This window comes from Allobosea massiliensis, assembly GCF_042655245.1.
GTDB classification, from domain to species: Bacteria; Pseudomonadota; Alphaproteobacteria; order Rhizobiales; family Beijerinckiaceae; genus Allobosea; species Allobosea massiliensis.
The window spans coordinates 13128-28418 of the sequence record NZ_JBHSLU010000017.1 but is presented as its reverse complement, the minus strand read 5'-3'; the positions used below and the strand labels follow the sequence as shown (position 1 = coordinate 28418).

The following is a 15291-nucleotide window of genomic DNA, read 5'->3' as shown; positions in this document are numbered from 1 at the left end:
AGGGCCCGTCATCGAAAGGTGGCGGGCCTTTTTCGCAGCGATCGGCGGAAAGCCCTTACGGGTACAGATCCGCTTGGTCGGCCGGGATCCATCTGTCACCATGGAGCCGAACCAAGCGCCCGTCATGAATCTGATAGACGGGATAGCCGAAGTCTTCGGCCAATCCTTGGCATTTTTCCGTCCCTACCGAGAAGCCATTACGCTCAAGGATGATTAGACCGATCGGCACGTAGTCGTCGACGATCCACTCGTTCCACTGGTCCGCAGCGCGCTGTTCGATCGAATTCGAAAGATCATCCTTGCTCACGGCTTTTGGCGGTCTTCGGAACCATCTGACCCCGTCCTTGTAGACGGAGCCGATATCATGCGGCGCGGCGGCTAGGACAGAACGGTCAGAGGCTGGTCGCAAAAGCACGCCGACAGATCCAGCCACGTTGACGCCTCCACGTGGTTCGTCTGCAGCGCAAAATGTAGAGCAACAGATACCACCAGGGCATTGTCGGTTTAGAACCCTAAGCAAGCTGTCCGGATAAAGCGGAGAAGGCCCCCACCCGCTATCCATCGGCGTGTCGCTTATAAAATGCGACAGAAGCACCCGATGCGTGCGCAGCGCCTCGTGCACCTCGCTCACCGTTGGACGCGTGAGGTCGCCGTCCTCGACGTTACCGGCGTACCATCCTTCCATTCTTCATCATCTCCCTTCCCAGTCGCGATCCATCCCCTAGGCGCGCTGAAAAGCGCGCGCTACCCTCATTATCCGAGTTGAGAGATCCCATGACGCCCGAGAAGGCCGCCGAAATATTCGACATCCTCATCCGGGAGGCCGGTGCAAAGTCGGGTGATCGGAGCACCTTCATCTTGCATCTGTCGAAAGCGAGCCCTCCCACGGAATACCGCTTTCAGGGCAGTCTGGGCTTTGGCGGCAAGTTCCGCCTTCGAGCCGGCGGGTCGGAGCCGCATCGGGTGGACTGCTACCCAGAAGACATGAACCCGGCGCGCCGTTCGATCATCGATCTCACCAACCACGCGCTTTCCGAACTCGACACGGCAGACAGGCCCGAATACGGCGAAGACCCTGAGGTGATCGAGGTGAAACGGTACCGGGTGTTGAAAGGGGGAATTGCGGAATGACGGCCGAAACCAGCGAGCGTCGCCGACCGGCAGTCCTCCGCGTGCAGCCGGTCGATGACGAGCACCAGGTCATCACCCTCGAGACGCAAAACAGAAATCGGGATGTCATTCGCAGGAAGCCCTGCGAAGAGTGCCCCTGGCGGAAGGATGCTCCCGTCGGTGCCTTTCCCGCTGATGCCTATCGCCACTCCGCCGTCACTGCGCACGACCTCTCCACGCATCGATTCTCATGCCACATGAGTGGCGCCGGCGAGCCAGCGACTTGTGCAGGCTTCCTGCTGCGCGGCGCAGAGAACAACCTCGCAATTCGCATGGCGATAATGGAAGGCCGGCTGGATCCGGAAGACGTCACCGACGGGGGCGTCGAACTCTATGAAGGCTATCGGTCGATGGCGATCGCTAACGGCGTGCCCGCCGATGATCCCGCGATCGCGCGTTGCCGCGGGGACGATGAGGTTCCCTTCACGCACTACCGCGATCATCGAGACTGAGATGGTCTGCCCCGGATACGGGCGCACAGTCGTCATCCCCGGCACTTCAGCGAGATCATGCAGATCAGTTGGCGGGATGAAACCCCGGTAAGGACAGCCTCATGATTCAGAACCGATGCTCCTTCGAGCGCGCGGCCCGCAACCTCGCGTCGCGTTACGCTCGCCGATTTCCGCAAGGACGAAGCTGGGACGCGACATCGATCAAAGACCGCTGGTACCGCCGCCAGACGTGCCAATACGTCCGCGTCAGGCTGTCGGCCGCCGGACGCTAACCATTGCATCCGGATGAGCCATGCTGAGTAAGCGCGCAATCGAGGTCCTTCAGTCGCTACTGGAAGCCGAACGTGCCGAGAACTGGGACCACGCTGAGATCGTCTGCGACGGGATCGATTGCTGGATGGGCGACGAGCGCCTCTCTCGGCAGACCGTCAACCGGCTTGTCCGCGTCGTCGCCGTATCGCTAGACGATGGTGGCGGTGCAGACCACTACACCTTGAACGGTACCGGCCGGGCCCTCGCAGAGAACCCCGCCCTGGTTGGCGATGTCGAAGCCGCCATCCTCCGCGGTGGAGCCTTCTCGGTCATCGACGGCAAAATCGTCGACCTCGAAGTCGTCGGGCGGAAGTCTCCAATCGGCTGACAGGCAAGCTGGCAGTGCATGGTATCTGCGCTGCCGACCTGATAAAATCGCGACATAATACGCGTTATTTCGAGGCCGCTCGGCGGATGCGCCGAGCCCAAATTCAGCATTGCGACACGCATAAATAATCCACCAGCAGTACCGCTCGATGCCGGCGGTCGCTGCACAATTTCGAGATAAATTCCCATGGCGAAATCCATCGAACGCTCGGTTCCCCTTGCTGCATTGCGCTGGATTGCCGGCGACCATGTAGGCGCCTCTTCCATGGCGATCTTTGCCCATATGACAGGGGTAAAGCCCCGCCGCGGCTGGGCACACCCATCGGATCCGGACGACTTGAGCCGCTGCTTGCGGCTGCTGCGCGCCGTGCCGGCTTGGCGGGCCCGCCTCCCGGAGATGGCCCGCCGTTCCAAGACCTGGAAGGCTCTCAGCGCCCGCTGGAATGAGATCGAGCGGTCCATGGAGAACGAGGTCGGCTGGAGCTGGTCAAAGGGCAAGGCTGCCCCGTTGACCTACGCTCTCATGAAGGACGTGATCGGCCGGTAAGCACGCCAGCGGCGTCTACAGGAAGGCGGTACGCTCACCAGCGGCCGCCTTTTTTCGTGCCCGCTCTTCGACCTCGGACTTGAACCCGATCGGGATCAAAACCCCAAGGAAGGACAAGCCGATGACCGCCATCGCTGCGCTCTCGAACATCCGCGTCACCGCGCTCGACCAGGCCGACGAATGCGAAAGCGTCTTCGCCATGCGGCTGCGCCTCAATCTCGCTCGCGAGCTCGCCCGCATCATCGAAGATCTGCGCAACGGCAGCATCGCCGTCGCCGCGACGCTGAAGGCCGGCTGGGCCAAGATCGCGATCAACGAGAAAGCCAGCTGCGACGACGAGCGCGAGGGCCTCTCGGCTCTGCTGAATGACGTCCGCGATCTCGGCATCGAGGTCTGCGACAACCTCGCGACCTACCCCGACCACGCGACCGATGACGAGCCGGAGTTCGCGTTCCGCCTGGCGGCCTGATGACCGCAATCCAGTGGCCGCTGCGCACGATCAAGCGCGCCTACCACGTCGGCACCCTCAACCCCTCCGATAAGCGGAGGGGAAGCCAAGAGGGCGCCGGTCTATCGATCTCGCAGCACCCAGAAGCATGGCGCCAGATCGCCCGCGGCCTCGTGCACGGCGACGACTGGGTCGTGAGATCGACATCCGGCGCGACATTCCTCGACGTTTATAAGCTCTCGGATGCGCACAAGGCGATCATCCGAGAGTGGGCGCTCGGCGAGGGGCTGGCGACCTCATCGCCGATCTTCGAGGTCAGCTACTACGATGACGAACTCGAGGACGACCTCAGGTTCACGGCAACCAACCGTGCCGAAGCCGAAGCGGAGGCCGAGGAGGTCGACGGAGAGGTCACCGTCATCGATGGGCTTCTAGCGACCGAAGCCTTGCAGGCGCTGAGTTTCGGCCCATGCGAACCCATCATGGTGATGGACATGGTCGCAATCGCCTATGCTGATCTCGTGCTCGAGCTCGACGGGGCGTGGTGGTCCGACAGGCTCGATCCGATCCGGTTGTCTGCCCCTCGCGGCGTGATATTCAAACGTCGTCTGGATGGCTGGGTCATCCGCAAGAGGGCGTAGGATGATCAAGTCGGAACTCGTGCAGCGGATCGCCGAGCGCAACCCTCACCTCTATCAACGGGACATCGAAATCCTCGTGGGCGCGATCCTCGATGAAATCATCGAGGCTCTCGCTCGCGGAGATCGGGTCGAACTCCGCGGCTTTGGCGCTTTCAGCACCAGAGCCAGACAGGCCCGCATCGGACGTAATCCTCGCACCGGCGGAACCGTGCAGGTCGAAGACAAGGTCGTTCCCTACTTCAAAACGGGAAAGGACCTGCGCGCGCGGCTGAACCAGAAACCCTGACGCGCTTTCCCCGCGTCGACGTGGAGCAGAGCAGGTGGTCGAAATCTCTACGAAGCGCGGCGCTTCCTTCGCCGATCTCCTCGCGTTCATCGCCTGGTGCGAGATCTATGTCGGCACCAGAATGGCCCAAAACGGCTTCATTCTCACGCCCAACGCCTATCACCACCTCCGAACCGGCTACGCCAAGAGCGTCGGCTTTCCGCTGGGCGCCGCGAGCTTCACGTTCCATGTCACCGACCAGGCCACGCGCAGGAAAATCCGCAAGCGCTTCCCGGCGCTGATCCGGAAGAAGCGGTCGCAACCAGCTCCGGCAAACGACGCCCACCACGAAATGCGCGCCGCCGCTTGAATAACCCAACACGATGGGTTTAGGTCGCCGTGCAGCCTGTCGCTGCGGCTGCCGAGGGAGTATCCCGTGACCGATCAATCTGACGCACTCATCGACACCGCGATCGAGCGGATGCGTCAGGATATGGCTCGCGAGCCTCGCGCCGTTGCCGCTTCATACGACGCCGCCAGCGGCCGAATCTCGGTCGATCTTGCGAACGGATGCATGTTCGCCTTCCCGCCCCGACTTGCACCAGGATTGGAGCAGGCGAGCGCTGAACAGCTGGCGGCCGTCCAGATCGAACAGTTCGGCTTTCGCCTTACCTGGCCGACGCTGCGGGTCACGGTATCGCTGCCCGATCTCATGGCGGCGCGGTTTGGGACGACTGCTCATCTCGCGCGCCGCGCAGGCCAGGCCACATCGCCCGCCAAGGCGTCTGCAGCGCGCGCCAACGGCAGCAAGGGCGGCCGCCCACGTCGGCCCACCTCTTGAGCGGCCACGCCTCCTGAGGCGATGGCGCCGGGCTTGCCTGACTGCAGCCTCTCCGCAGCAACATCAGAAAATTTCCGAAGCTGAAGCGGCGTGAAAACTGCGACGGTTCGAATGAACACATTCGCAGGAAAATCCCCATAAGCGGGCAGGGTGAAGCGCCCTCGCTTCAGGAGAGCCGTCATGCCGATCAACGAGTTCGAATGCGAAGAGGCCGGCTACGAGGAGGCCTGCAGTCACATCGCGATCGTCTCGATCAACTCGAGCGAATGCCAGTGCATGGACTGCCTCCTCACCTGGCCGAAGAGGCCAGATTTTAAGTCCGATTTTCCCGAGTTCGACCGCGGTTGAACTCAAAGGTGAGATGGCCGAGTGGCTGAAGGCTGCGGTCTTGAAAACCGCCGTGGGCGCGAGTCCACCGTGGGTTCGAATCCCACTCTCACCGCCAATTCCCAGAACGCACCAGGAGGGCCCCGATGCCCACATATCTCGTCGGCGGAGCCGTGCGTGACCTCCTGATGGGTCGCGACCCCAGCGACCGCGATTATGTCGTAACCGACACCACGCCCGCGCAAATGCTCGAACTCGGCTTCACTCAGGTGGGAGCCGATTTTCCGGTATTTATCCACCCGCAGTCGGGCGAAGAATATGCGCTCGCCCGCAAGGAGCGGAAAACCGGCGCAGGATACAACGGCTTCTCGACGGAATACGCCGGCGTCACGCTGTTCGATGATCTGTCCCGCCGGGACCTCACCTGCAATGCGATCGCGATCGACCCGGCCAACTCGGACATCATCGATCCGTTCGGCGGCGGTCGCGACATCCGCGACAAAATCCTGCGCCACGTCTCAGAGGCTTTCCGAGAGGATCCGTGCTGCCGTGCGGGTCCACGACGACCGACTCAACGACGGCGTCGGCGATGAAGGTCCGAAGTCGCCCGATGGGGACGACTACAACACGATCTTCAGCCTGATCATGAACGGCGTGCCGGTGCAGCCCCAGGTTTCTGCACATCCGCGCACGTACACGGTGCTGCTGCAGCAGTACGTCGAGCAGATCGCCGAAGTCGTGGTCACGATTCCCGATGGCGACGCGCTCGACGAGGAACAGGCCGTTGCCCAGGCGTTGATCCTGGCCAAGCAGAAGTCTGACACGGCGACCTGGGGGCCCGGTGACGACGCTCAGAGCGTCGAGGTTTATTCCGTCCTCGATCGCGCCGGCGAAACGGTGTGGGAGCGCTGACCGATGGTCGATCTCCCCCAGCCATCCAGCCCTTCACCCTGTCGCGAGGCGAAGCCGATCTCCCAGATCAGGCTCTACACGCAACACGGCAAGGACGAGCGCGGACTGAAGTTCGCCTACTGCATCGCCCGCGAACCGATCGGCGATGATGACGGAGAGGACCTGGGCACCACCCAGCGTGTCTTCGTCATGGAGGCAGGCTCTCTCGACGACGCCTGTCTCCACGCGCGCCGCCTCGGGCTGCGCATGATCGAACGCTTCACGCTCGACCTCCATCGCACGGTGACCGTCGAGCTCGTCAACGCAATGGATGAGGAAGGCTGAGCCCATGGAGCACCTTGACCGCTACAAGGTCCACATCGCCGTCGATGGCTTCGACAGCACGACCCCCGTCACAGGCTCCGGGGTCAGCGACCTCACCGTCGCTCAGGTTGAGCCTATCGGCACCTGCGAACTCTCGGCCGGCGACCCGTCCCCGATTGGTCGCTGCCCCCAGACCGGCGACCTGGTCTACCTCGACCGCGAGGTGGATCGCATCCGACTGCACGCGCAGGAAATGTTCGACCTCCTCGTCGACATGCTCACCCCCGGCGCGACGAGCGCCGCGGTGATCTCGGATGGTCGCAAGCTCCTCGCTAAGCTGGGCAGAGATGTCATGGCGGTTGAGAACCTGCTCATGCACCATCGGCTCGGATATCGAACCGACTTCCTCACGAGCATCGCCAACGACACGCTCAACGACAGTGACCCGCAGGGCGTGCCGCTGATCATCCAGAAGGCGAGGGCACTCGTGGAGCCGGTCTACGACTACCGAAGTGCGGCGGAGGAAGCCGGCTGGTCGATCGGTCCCGACGACACCGACGACGGAACGTTCGGATACTCCGGGCACGGACGTTTCGCCCGAGCCTTCAAGTCCGCCAATGAGGCGGCGCGCGTGTGCTGCGAGCTCAACAATATCGAGGCCGCAGAAATTCCCCTCGAGCATTGGCTCGTCGATGAACGCCTCGGAGCCAGTCTTGCGGCCCATGGCGAGCGCGTCGACCTGTCGTTCCCCGGAGGTCCCATTTGGGTTCGTCCCGCAAGACGCGGGCATCTCAAAAAGGATCCTGCTCTCCTCAGCATCGCGAAAGCAGCCTGATGACCTATCCCCTCATTCGCCACGACACCTACACCTTCAAGGCGCCAGCCACCGCCATCGAGCTGAAGGGCTTCGTCGAAAACGGCGTCACCTACGAGAGCCACACCTTCCATGTGGACTTCGGCAAGCCGGGCTATCTCGGCTTGGTCGATGCGACCATTTACGTCCGCCACGGCGGCGGCTGGGAAAGCATGCCGGTCAGGCACATGATCGCGACAGCGCTCCGGAGTCTCCTCGACGCCGGTGTCTCCCGGGCAGCGTTCTTCCTCTGCTTTGAGCTCTTCGAGCAGGTTCGCAACGCCTATGGCGCCGGGAGCGGTGCAACAGCGCGCGAGTACCAGAAGGCGTTTGTCGAGGGTCGCCTGAAGAAACGGAAACGCCCCGGCCTCGATACCGCGAAAGTCTGGATCGAACCGGAGGCCGGCGGTTTTGCCACCAGGAAGGTCTCGGTTTCGATGAAGCCGGCCATCGCAACTGAAAGCCATCCATCATGATCACCGAGCTCGTGCCGGTCGCCGACGTCGACGACGTCGGCCGGTATCTCTACGAACACGTCATCCCGACGCTCGACAGTGAGAAGTCGGCTCGCTTCACGGCAGTCGCAGACGCCCTGGTCGCACTCGGAAATGACACCGACGCCATTGTCACATCCAAGCGCGTTGAGAAGCTGATCTCACCGCTTGCTGGTGCCGGCGCCGAATAGCCCAACAGCTAGTGGATTGAGGTTGACGGAAGAGTCCCGATAGGGATTCCGCTGGGCCGGTCGGTGTGCGAGTCTGGGCGATGCGTCCAGGGATCATCATCACCGTGACCACCGCGGACCGCGCCCGGCTTGAAGCTGTGGTCGCGGATCGCAACAGCCCTCAGAAGCACGTCTGGCGCGCCGCCATCTTGCTGGGGACTGCCAACGGGCTGGGCACGAACGCCATCATGCGTGTGACCGGCAAGAGCAAGACCGCCGTCTGGCGCTGGCAGGAGCGCTTTGCCAGCGACGGCTTGGACGGGCTCTTTCGTGACAAGACCCGTCCCTCGCGCATCGCGCCGTTTGGGCCGGAGGTAGGGGAGCGCATCGTCGCCCTGACGCTCGCTGAACCGCCGGGCGAGACGACCCAGTGGACCGGGCGGGCCATGGCGAAGGCGGCCGGCGTCAGCCTTTCTTATGTCCAGCGCGTCTGGCGCTCGCATGGGCTGCAGCCGCATCGCATCCGGACCTTCAAGCTCTCGAACGACCCGGCTTTCGTGGCCAAGGTCCGCGACATTGTCGGGCTCTATGTCGATCCGCCCGCTCATGCGGTGGTTCTCTCCATCGACGAGAAGAGCCAGATTCAGGCGCTCGACCGCACGCAGCCCGGTCTCCCCATGAAGCGCGGCCGCGCTGGCACCATGACACATGACTACAAGCGCCACGGCACGACGACGCTGTTTGCCGCCCTTGACGTGCTCGACGGCAAGGTGGTCGGCCGGTGCATGCAGCGCCATCGCCATCAGGAGTTCATCCGCTTCCTCAACGCGGTGGAGAAAACCGTCCCGGCCACGAAAGCCATGCACGTGATCCTCGACAACTATGCGGCCCACAAGCACCCGAAAGTGATCGCCTGGCTTGCCCGCCACCCGCGCGTCACCTTCCACTTCACCCCGACCAGCGCCTCCTGGCTCAACGCAGTCGAAGGCTTCTTCGCCGCCCTGACCAAACGCAGGCTCCGCAGGGGCGCCTTCCTCGGCGTCGTCGACCTCCAGGCCGCCATCAACCGATACCTCGCCGAGCACAACGTCGATCCAAAGCCGTTCCGCTGGAAAGCCGACCCCAACGAAATCATTGCCGCCGCTGCACGAGGGCACCAGGCGTTGGATTCAATCCACTAGACACGCCATCTCGGGCTATTACTTAATTCCCTAGCGCCGTGAAATCTCGGCAATCTCAAAAGGCTCGTTCCATGCTTCCCTCGCATATTTTCTTCACCCTGGTGGACTCATCCATCGCGTTCCAGATCGACATTCCGATGCGCAATACCTCGATCAAGGTGGCGCGGGCCAAGGCAGGCAAGCTGAGGATGACGATCAACGATTCCAGCTTCGACGGTGATGCGACCTCAATTCTCCGGCAGCTGAACTACGCCATCCTCGCTGAAGATCTCGGCGGCAATTTCGGCTCAACACCGTTTTTCGACACCGGCGCCGTCGTGAGATTCACGATCACTCCTGAGCGCGCCACAAGCGAGCTTCGAGGCAGCATTTCCGTTGAAGCAACGATCCTGGCCCGCACACCCATTCTGGACGAGGGAACCAGGCTGGTGGTGCAGGTCGAGATCGACCGGAAACACTCCATCCACCTCGTCGCCGTCAACGGGCAGGTGATCGCAGAACTTGCCCAGGTCTCTCGACTGGCCATGCCGGATTTCGTTCACAAGATGATCGTCGCGGACGGAATGGACTGGGCCGGCTCCCCAAGCGCTGAGGAGAGCTACGTCGCGCTTTATGGAGAGGCCGCCCGCGACAGTGCGATCGCCGAAGCTGCTGATGCACAGGCTGGCTTCGAAAACGCGATGCTTGCAGCACTCAAGAAAGGCTAGGCCAGTTGACGTCGTCAAACACCGACCAGGACCTCGAACACTCGGAGGCGCTCGCGCGCACCGGCTTCTGGGGGAGGCGCGGGGCCGGCGCGATCGTCATGGCCCGATCCTCCGGGCGCGTGCTCCTTGCCCATCGTTCGCTGCAGGTCGAACAACCGTCCACCTGGGGATGCTGGGGCGGCGCCATCGACCGCGAAGAAGATGCGGTCGCCGCCGTGCAGCGGGAGCTCCAAGAGGAAGCTGGTTACGAGGGCGCGATCCTCGAAACGATCCCGCTCTTCGTCTTCAGGAAGGATGCGTTCTCCTACGAGAATTTCCTGATCGTCATCGACGACGAATTCATCCCATCCCTCAATTGGGAGTCGCAGGGCGCCGAATGGTTCGACATCGGCCTATGGCCTTCACCCCTGCATTTCGGTCTCGCCGCTCTCTTCGCCGACGAGCCCTCTATTTCAGCCATCACGAACGCGCGGGATCTTCGATGACCGTCATCCCCTTCGACCCGGAACGCCACATCACCCCATCTGAGATCGCAGCCATCCGCGGCCCATTCGTCCAGAGGCCGAAGGACATCGATCCTCGCGAGTGGCTTCGCTGGGCGCAGGAAGTCGTCGACGCCGAGCCGCTGGCGCGACAGATCCTCGAAGCGCAGGCACGCAAGGCGGCCGCAGCAGCGGGACGGTAGCCCCGACAAGCATGGAACCTTCCTTCCGGACTAAAGGCGCCAACCGGCGAACCTGAAATCCCGAGAAGGACGCATCATGATCGTGCCCAGCACACTCGAGCGCGCGACGCTCGGCTTCAAGCTCGCCGTCGACCGGCTCCTCGAGATGCGCGATCCGAACGGTCTGCGCGTCAAAAACCTGCAGGAGGCCGAAGTGGCCTCGATGCACGGCGAGCGCATGATCCTTCAGATCGACGACGCGCTCGCGCTGGTGCTCAGCAAAGCCGGCGTCACCCAGGCTGACATCGAGCGCCGCCGGATCGGCACCGGTGGCTTCGCCACTCCCTGGCGCCGTCAGTTCAAGCAAATCGTTCAGCTGATCAGCGCCCGCCGGCTTCTCGATGCGAGCCCGAAGGAGCGCCGGGAACTCGCCTTCATCCAGGCCTACGCGCGAGCGGCCTTGTCGAACTGCAACACACGTCCCAACGGCCTCTCGGCCGCCGTCGACAGCCTTCGCAGCGTCGAACGGGTGATCGGCTGCAGCGGAGAGTTCACCGCTGAGATCGAGAACTGGGCCGACTGGGACCAGAAGCAGCGCAGGCTCATCAAGCTGCGCCGCAGGGTGAAACAGATCGAAGCGGAAATCAGCAGGCTCGCGGCCTGAAAGCCAATCCCAGGAAACGGACGAGGGCGGCCAACAATGTTGGTCGCCCTTTTTCATTCCCAACGAGCAAGGCCGCACCGCGGCAAGATGGTCTCCGGACCAATTCATGAACCCGCACGGGTTCGAAACCCCAACGAGGACGACAGGCTCAAAGGAGCTCCGGCCTCGCCCCCATGAGGCGATCGCAACGATCGCTTGATCCATTGAAGGATGTCACCATGACCACCGCCACCGACACCGCCGTCGTCGCCACCCAGACCAAGACCTACGATCGCCCCTATCTTCCCCGTGGCCAGTATTTCGCGATGCTGCGCGAGCAGGGCCTGCTGAAGCCGCGTGAGCCGAAGGCCGCTTCCGAGAAGCCGGCAACGTCGAAGAAGACCTCCAAGACCACCGGCACGGACAAGGCCGCCGCGCGCGCCGCCTTCGCCAAGCGCCGCCACTTCGCCAACCGCGCCAAGGCCGCCAAGGACCCGAACGCTCCGGTCGTCGAGAAGAAGGTCTACGACACCCCCTACGTCACGCGGGGTCAGTGGTTCAAGATGATGCGCGAGTCCGGCCAGCTGGCCCCGCGTCAGCCGAAGACCGCTCCGGTCGGCGAGACCGTCGTCGAGACCGTCGTCGAGACCGCCGCCGCGTGATCGCGGCCGCTCGTCGGCAGAAAGGAGGCCCGCCCGAAAGGCGGGCTTTCTTTTTGAGGATCGCTCGAAACTCGCGATGAGGACAATCCATGCCTGGCACTGAACAGGACAGCACCCTCGAGGCCCTGCAGAGCGCTTACGACAAGCTCCTCGACGCATGGTCCGAGAACCAGCAGCTGCGCGCGCTTCTCGGTCTGAGAGCCGATGAGGCCATTCCGAGCGGACCTATGCCGCCTTCGGCGCCGGCCGCGAACTCGCAATTTGCCTGAACAGGAAACGCTCATGCTCAATCTCCCCGACGTTCACGCCCTCGATCGTGAAATCCCGCCCGGCAAAGTGCTCCTCGCGGAATACAGCCAGATCGGCGACGACGATCCCCGGCCGATCGAAACGGTTATCGACGAGAAGCTCGGCTGGGGCAGAACCCCCGTGAGGCTCGTCGCGCGCACAGCCGGCTGGGCGATCGCAGGCTCCATGCTCCGCTGGGACAACGGCCGCTTCGGCGTCTACTGGGAAATGGACGGCGCTCGCCACGGCTCCGGCTACATCGACTTCATCGATGCCGAAAAGCACTTCAATCGAATTCCGACCAAGGACGCCTGAGATGTTCGCCTCCAGGAGCCTCGCAGAAAGCGGCATGAAGCCCGTCCTCTATGCCGACAGCCGTAAGGCTGCTGGAAGGCTCGCGCTAAACCGCGCGGGCCGCAGCTACGTGAGCGCGTCGGCGAAGATGCCTCGGGCGCTGAACGGCTCGAGGACCGCCGCGCCCATCACCCCGATGATCTGGCCGAATCCGTTCCGGTTTCGTGAGCCCGCTTGGCTCAAAACCCCGAATGAGGAAAACGAACATGTTCACGACCGTCGCCATTCTCGCGATCATTTCGGCCGCACTCTACATCGGGTTCAAAGCTGCAGGATTGGTGCTGGCGCGCTTCAATTCCGTCGCGCTGACGCTGTTTGCTGGGCAAATCACCACCTTCGCGGCCGGCGCCGGCTTGCTGTTCATGGCGGGAGCCGTCGGCATCGTCTGAGCCTGATGAATCGACATCCCTGAAAGCGCCAGCCCGTAGGATCAGCGATGGCAATCCAGCCCTATCTCAAGCTCTACCGTCCGCACCTGAAGGGGGTCTGCCTCGAATGGTTCTTCCCCGAAGATCCCGCGGCTTCTGTCGAATTCGCGAACTGGATGCGCGCAAACGCGCCCCCGCGGTCCGACATGTTTCACCAGGGCGGATCGAACGAGCTCGCCGGCGGATGGCACCTCTTCGAGTTCTGGAATTTCGCTTCCCATTCCGAGGCGGTTACCGCGCTCGCGCGTGACGCGGCCAAGAAATGGGGCAAGCAGCTCATCGTCGAGCTGTAAGCTCAGGCTCAGCCAAAAAGCCGGTCCCTGGACCGGCTTTTTTCATGAAGAAGCGCACAAACCCGGCAAACGCCAGGCGCTCAATCGAATTCGAGGCTCGTGTAGAACTGATCGTTCTCCTGCATCGTCATCGTGTACGTGCCCTGAAGGTCGGTCCCGACGCTGGTCACGAATGTCGCTGTGCACTTCTTCTGCTTGGTGTTTCCGCTGACCTGCTTGGCATTCTTCACCTCCAAAGCGACGATCCCCCGCGCTTTCATCAGAGGGATTTCGCGGAAGATCTGTTGCGTCTGGGTCTTCATGTAATTGCTGTCGCAAGCGGGCAGCCCGGTGCCCCAGTAGGTGTCTTTATCGAACAGCGACTTCGCGTCGCCGCCGATCACCATGCCCAGCACCAGCGCGCCCCACCACGCCCAAAAATAGGTTCTGGCGTGCTTGAGAGCAGTTGCTCGCTTGTACAAATAGACGGGAACCAGCAGCCACCAATTCTCGAAGGGTGTGGTGTCGACCGCGTTCCCCGACGACTTGATCCGACGAACGTCGATCTGAACAAGGATCAGATAGGTGATCGCATATCCTGCGATGATCGCCCAAACCGGAATGACCGTTCGCTGCGAAATGAGGAGTTCGATCACGACCCCGATCAGAGGAACCAGGGCCATGAGCCACGCGAACGTGTTGTCGACATGGCTGGCCGGAAGAGGCGGCGGACCAGACGGTTTCTCGATTAAATCCGTATAGCGGATTGATTTCCAATCGGTCCCGAAACTCTCGGTCCAGACCAAGTTATCGCCATTCAAGGTACCGTTGCGGACAAGGTCCCGAAGAGCCTCCTCGCTGACCGGACCGAGCCTTTGGCGCTCCTTCTCGTAGAACCAGTTCGCTTCCATGTCGGCCCCGTTTACGCGTCCTCAAGGCCAGCTATAGCAGCAACCTTGAGTAGTGAAAGGGGCTCTTTCTCTAGATCAGCGCGCTAGGCGCCACCCCTTCATGCGTAGCGCCGAAATCGCCGCGGGCGTGTTTTTTGCCGATTGCAGGGAAGGGGCGACGTGTCGCCCAGCCGTGACAAAGGAAAGGCACCGCGCGAACAGCCGCGGGCCATTGCGATCCGAATTCCTCGGGAAGATCGACAGCTTTCGCTTCGAAACCCCAGGAAGGAACGGCCGATGTACGTCATCCGCTCGATGAGCACGACCGACGCCACCCCCGGCAACAACCCGACGCCGTATCACATCTACCTGCTGAAGCCGGAGAAGCGCGTCGGTGCGTACTGGGCGCGGCACCAGATCGATGCTGCCACCTTCCCCACCATCGACGCCGCGATGGCTCACGGGGATCTCGCGCTGACCGACAAGCGGTTCGACGTCGTGCCACGTCGCGACAGTGATGTCCCGACCTACTGGGATGCCCGCGCCGGCAATTCCCGCGCGCGCGTCATCGGCAATGCGATCGAGCACTGACATGAGCGCGCTTCCCATCGTCATTGCCACCATCGGCGCTTCCGCATCGCTCGGCGCGATCGCCGCCGACCTCTCGACGGAGTGTGGCCCGGTCAACCGTACTGTCCTGGGATTTGCCCGGGTCGGGCTTCTGGCCGCCGCTGCGGGCCTCACCGTGATGATCGCAGGCTGATTTCGCGAACCCATTCGCATTCGAAATCCCGAGGACGACGACATGACCAAGGACATCGCAAGCCGCATCAAGCCGGGCCAGGCCGACAACGTTCTCTACCTGAACATCGAACGCATTGGCGTTGCCGCCGATGGCAAGAGCCGGCTCATCAAGTTCGAGGGCCTCGAGGACGCGGTCATGCTCACCTTCGAGCCGGAGGCCGTCGGCGAAGAGCACTCGCCCGAACAGGATGTCGTCCTGGCTCTGCCCGGCGACATGGTGCGCGCCAACATCCGCTACCGCTTCGGGCGCCTCGTCGCCTCGGGCTTCCGCAATCTCACGATGCGGTCCCCTTACATGAAAGCCGTGGCGTAAACGCCAGGCGCCCGATAATCCTC

General features: G+C 62.7%; 31 protein-coding genes and 1 tRNA gene. 30 read left to right on the top strand and 2 right to left on the bottom strand.

Annotated features, from left to right (window positions below; genetic code table 11):
• Positions 1–55: 55 nt before the first annotated feature.
• Positions 56–685 carry a hypothetical protein gene (locus ACFPN9_RS08855; RefSeq protein ID WP_377816473.1) on the bottom strand — a complete coding sequence of 210 codons (630 nt, stop codon included), beginning with the start codon at positions 683–685 and terminating at the stop codon, positions 56–58.
• 89 nt (positions 686–774) lie between these two features.
• On the opposite strand from ACFPN9_RS08855, the gene ACFPN9_RS08850 reads away from it, so the two are divergent.
• From ACFPN9_RS08850 to ACFPN9_RS08720, 27 genes are all read left to right on the top strand, one after another.
• A complete protein-coding gene (locus ACFPN9_RS08850) occupies positions 775–1131 on the top strand; it encodes a hypothetical protein (protein ID WP_377816471.1) in 357 nt (118 codons plus the stop codon).
• On the top strand, positions 1128–1622 hold the full coding sequence (locus tag ACFPN9_RS08845) for a DUF6283 family protein (protein WP_068204748.1): 495 nt from the start codon (positions 1128–1130) through the stop codon (positions 1620–1622). Before ACFPN9_RS08850 ends, ACFPN9_RS08845 begins: the two co-directional genes overlap by 4 nt.
• 292 nt (positions 1623–1914) lie before the next feature.
• The gene (locus ACFPN9_RS08840) at positions 1915–2262 is read left to right on the top strand and encodes a hypothetical protein (RefSeq protein ID WP_377816468.1); all 348 of its coding nucleotides are present in this window, start codon (positions 1915–1917) and stop codon (positions 2260–2262) included.
• Positions 2263–2448: 186 nt separating this feature from the next.
• Positions 2449–2808, top strand: a complete 360-nt coding sequence (locus tag ACFPN9_RS08835) for a hypothetical protein (protein WP_377816466.1) — start codon at positions 2449–2451, stop codon at positions 2806–2808.
• 121 nt (positions 2809–2929) lie between these two features.
• Positions 2930–3277: a hypothetical protein gene (locus ACFPN9_RS08830; RefSeq protein ID WP_068204737.1), complete on the top strand. Its 348-nt coding sequence runs from the start codon at positions 2930–2932 to the stop codon at positions 3275–3277.
• The gene (locus tag ACFPN9_RS08825; RefSeq protein ID WP_377816464.1) at positions 3277–3897 is read left to right on the top strand and encodes a hypothetical protein; all 621 of its coding nucleotides are present in this window, start codon (positions 3277–3279) and stop codon (positions 3895–3897) included. The genes ACFPN9_RS08830 and ACFPN9_RS08825 overlap by 1 nt, the downstream gene beginning before the upstream one ends.
• A gap of 1 nt (position 3898) precedes the next feature.
• Positions 3899–4183, top strand: a complete 285-nt coding sequence (locus tag ACFPN9_RS08820; RefSeq protein WP_377816462.1) for an integration host factor subunit beta — start codon at positions 3899–3901, stop codon at positions 4181–4183.
• 34 nt (positions 4184–4217) lie between these two features.
• On the top strand, positions 4218–4532 hold the full coding sequence (locus ACFPN9_RS08815) for a hypothetical protein (protein WP_377816460.1): 315 nt from the start codon (positions 4218–4220) through the stop codon (positions 4530–4532).
• Between the two features lie 66 nt (positions 4533–4598).
• Complete coding sequence (locus ACFPN9_RS08810; RefSeq protein WP_377816458.1) at positions 4599–5003, top strand: DUF2442 domain-containing protein; 405 nt, start codon at positions 4599–4601, stop codon at positions 5001–5003.
• A gap of 180 nt (positions 5004–5183) precedes the next feature.
• A complete protein-coding gene (locus ACFPN9_RS08805; protein WP_156451657.1) occupies positions 5184–5351 on the top strand; it encodes a hypothetical protein in 168 nt (55 codons plus the stop codon).
• Between the two features lie 7 nt (positions 5352–5358).
• Positions 5359–5448, top strand: a tRNA-Ser gene (locus ACFPN9_RS08800).
• 28 nt (positions 5449–5476) lie between these two features.
• Positions 5477–5923 (top strand): hypothetical protein, encoded by a 447-nt coding sequence (locus tag ACFPN9_RS08795; RefSeq protein ID WP_377816455.1) that lies wholly within the window; start codon positions 5477–5479, stop codon positions 5921–5923.
• On the top strand, positions 5880–6242 hold the full coding sequence (locus tag ACFPN9_RS08790) for a hypothetical protein (protein WP_377816453.1): 363 nt from the start codon (positions 5880–5882) through the stop codon (positions 6240–6242). The genes ACFPN9_RS08795 and ACFPN9_RS08790 overlap by 44 nt, the downstream gene beginning before the upstream one ends.
• A 3-nt stretch (positions 6243–6245) precedes the next feature.
• Entirely contained in the window at positions 6246–6566 is a 321-nt protein-coding gene (locus tag ACFPN9_RS08785; RefSeq protein WP_377816451.1) for a hypothetical protein, read from the top strand.
• A 4-nt stretch (positions 6567–6570) separates the two neighbouring features.
• Positions 6571–7380, top strand: coding sequence for a hypothetical protein (locus ACFPN9_RS08780; RefSeq protein WP_377816449.1), 810 nt, complete (start codon positions 6571–6573; stop codon positions 7378–7380).
• Positions 7380–7874 carry a hypothetical protein gene (locus ACFPN9_RS08775; RefSeq protein ID WP_377816447.1) on the top strand — a complete coding sequence of 165 codons (495 nt, stop codon included), beginning with the start codon at positions 7380–7382 and terminating at the stop codon, positions 7872–7874. Before ACFPN9_RS08780 ends, ACFPN9_RS08775 begins: the two co-directional genes overlap by 1 nt.
• The gene (locus tag ACFPN9_RS08770) at positions 7871–8083 is read left to right on the top strand and encodes a hypothetical protein (protein ID WP_377816445.1); all 213 of its coding nucleotides are present in this window, start codon (positions 7871–7873) and stop codon (positions 8081–8083) included. Before ACFPN9_RS08775 ends, ACFPN9_RS08770 begins: the two co-directional genes overlap by 4 nt.
• Positions 8084–8163: 80 nt before the next feature.
• Entirely contained in the window at positions 8164–9243 is a 1080-nt protein-coding gene (locus ACFPN9_RS08765; protein ID WP_377816443.1) for an IS630 family transposase, read from the top strand.
• A gap of 71 nt (positions 9244–9314) precedes the next feature.
• Entirely contained in the window at positions 9315–9950 is a 636-nt protein-coding gene (locus tag ACFPN9_RS08760) for a hypothetical protein (protein ID WP_068204695.1), read from the top strand.
• Between the two features lie 5 nt (positions 9951–9955).
• Positions 9956–10435: an NUDIX hydrolase gene (locus ACFPN9_RS08755; RefSeq protein WP_377816440.1), complete on the top strand. Its 480-nt coding sequence runs from the start codon at positions 9956–9958 to the stop codon at positions 10433–10435.
• Positions 10432–10635, top strand: a complete 204-nt coding sequence (locus ACFPN9_RS08750) for a hypothetical protein (RefSeq protein WP_068204689.1) — start codon at positions 10432–10434, stop codon at positions 10633–10635. The genes ACFPN9_RS08755 and ACFPN9_RS08750 overlap by 4 nt, the downstream gene beginning before the upstream one ends.
• 76 nt (positions 10636–10711) lie before the next feature.
• The gene (locus ACFPN9_RS08745) at positions 10712–11278 is read left to right on the top strand and encodes a hypothetical protein (protein ID WP_377816437.1); all 567 of its coding nucleotides are present in this window, start codon (positions 10712–10714) and stop codon (positions 11276–11278) included.
• A 218-nt stretch (positions 11279–11496) separates the two neighbouring features.
• Positions 11497–11919 carry a hypothetical protein gene (locus ACFPN9_RS08740; protein WP_377816435.1) on the top strand — a complete coding sequence of 141 codons (423 nt, stop codon included), beginning with the start codon at positions 11497–11499 and terminating at the stop codon, positions 11917–11919.
• An 89-nt stretch (positions 11920–12008) separates the two neighbouring features.
• On the top strand, positions 12009–12188 hold the full coding sequence (locus ACFPN9_RS08735) for a hypothetical protein (protein WP_377816432.1): 180 nt from the start codon (positions 12009–12011) through the stop codon (positions 12186–12188).
• A gap of 13 nt (positions 12189–12201) precedes the next feature.
• Positions 12202–12522 carry a hypothetical protein gene (locus ACFPN9_RS08730; RefSeq protein WP_068078174.1) on the top strand — a complete coding sequence of 107 codons (321 nt, stop codon included), beginning with the start codon at positions 12202–12204 and terminating at the stop codon, positions 12520–12522.
• A 245-nt stretch (positions 12523–12767) separates the two neighbouring features.
• The gene (locus tag ACFPN9_RS08725; RefSeq protein WP_068204673.1) at positions 12768–12950 is read left to right on the top strand and encodes a hypothetical protein; all 183 of its coding nucleotides are present in this window, start codon (positions 12768–12770) and stop codon (positions 12948–12950) included.
• Positions 12951–12997: 47 nt separating this feature from the next.
• Complete coding sequence (locus tag ACFPN9_RS08720; protein ID WP_068204671.1) at positions 12998–13282, top strand: hypothetical protein; 285 nt, start codon at positions 12998–13000, stop codon at positions 13280–13282.
• 80 nt (positions 13283–13362) lie between these two features.
• Here the strand turns inward: ACFPN9_RS08720 and ACFPN9_RS08715 are convergent, their stop codons facing one another.
• A complete protein-coding gene (locus ACFPN9_RS08715; RefSeq protein ID WP_377816428.1) occupies positions 13363–14172 on the bottom strand; it encodes a DUF4339 domain-containing protein in 810 nt (269 codons plus the stop codon).
• A 276-nt stretch (positions 14173–14448) separates the two neighbouring features.
• Here ACFPN9_RS08715 and ACFPN9_RS08710 point away from each other — a divergent pair, with 276 nt between their 5' ends.
• The 3 genes from ACFPN9_RS08710 to ACFPN9_RS08700 are packed head-to-tail and all read left to right on the top strand — an operon-like array spanning position 14449 to position 15268.
• Complete coding sequence (locus tag ACFPN9_RS08710; protein ID WP_377816426.1) at positions 14449–14742, top strand: type 2 periplasmic-binding domain-containing protein; 294 nt, start codon at positions 14449–14451, stop codon at positions 14740–14742.
• Position 14743: 1 nt separating this feature from the next.
• A complete protein-coding gene (locus ACFPN9_RS08705; RefSeq protein WP_156451654.1) occupies positions 14744–14914 on the top strand; it encodes a hypothetical protein in 171 nt (56 codons plus the stop codon).
• 42 nt (positions 14915–14956) lie between these two features.
• Positions 14957–15268, top strand: coding sequence for a hypothetical protein (locus tag ACFPN9_RS08700; RefSeq protein ID WP_068204662.1), 312 nt, complete (start codon positions 14957–14959; stop codon positions 15266–15268).
• The last annotated feature ends 23 nt before the right edge of the window (positions 15269–15291 follow it).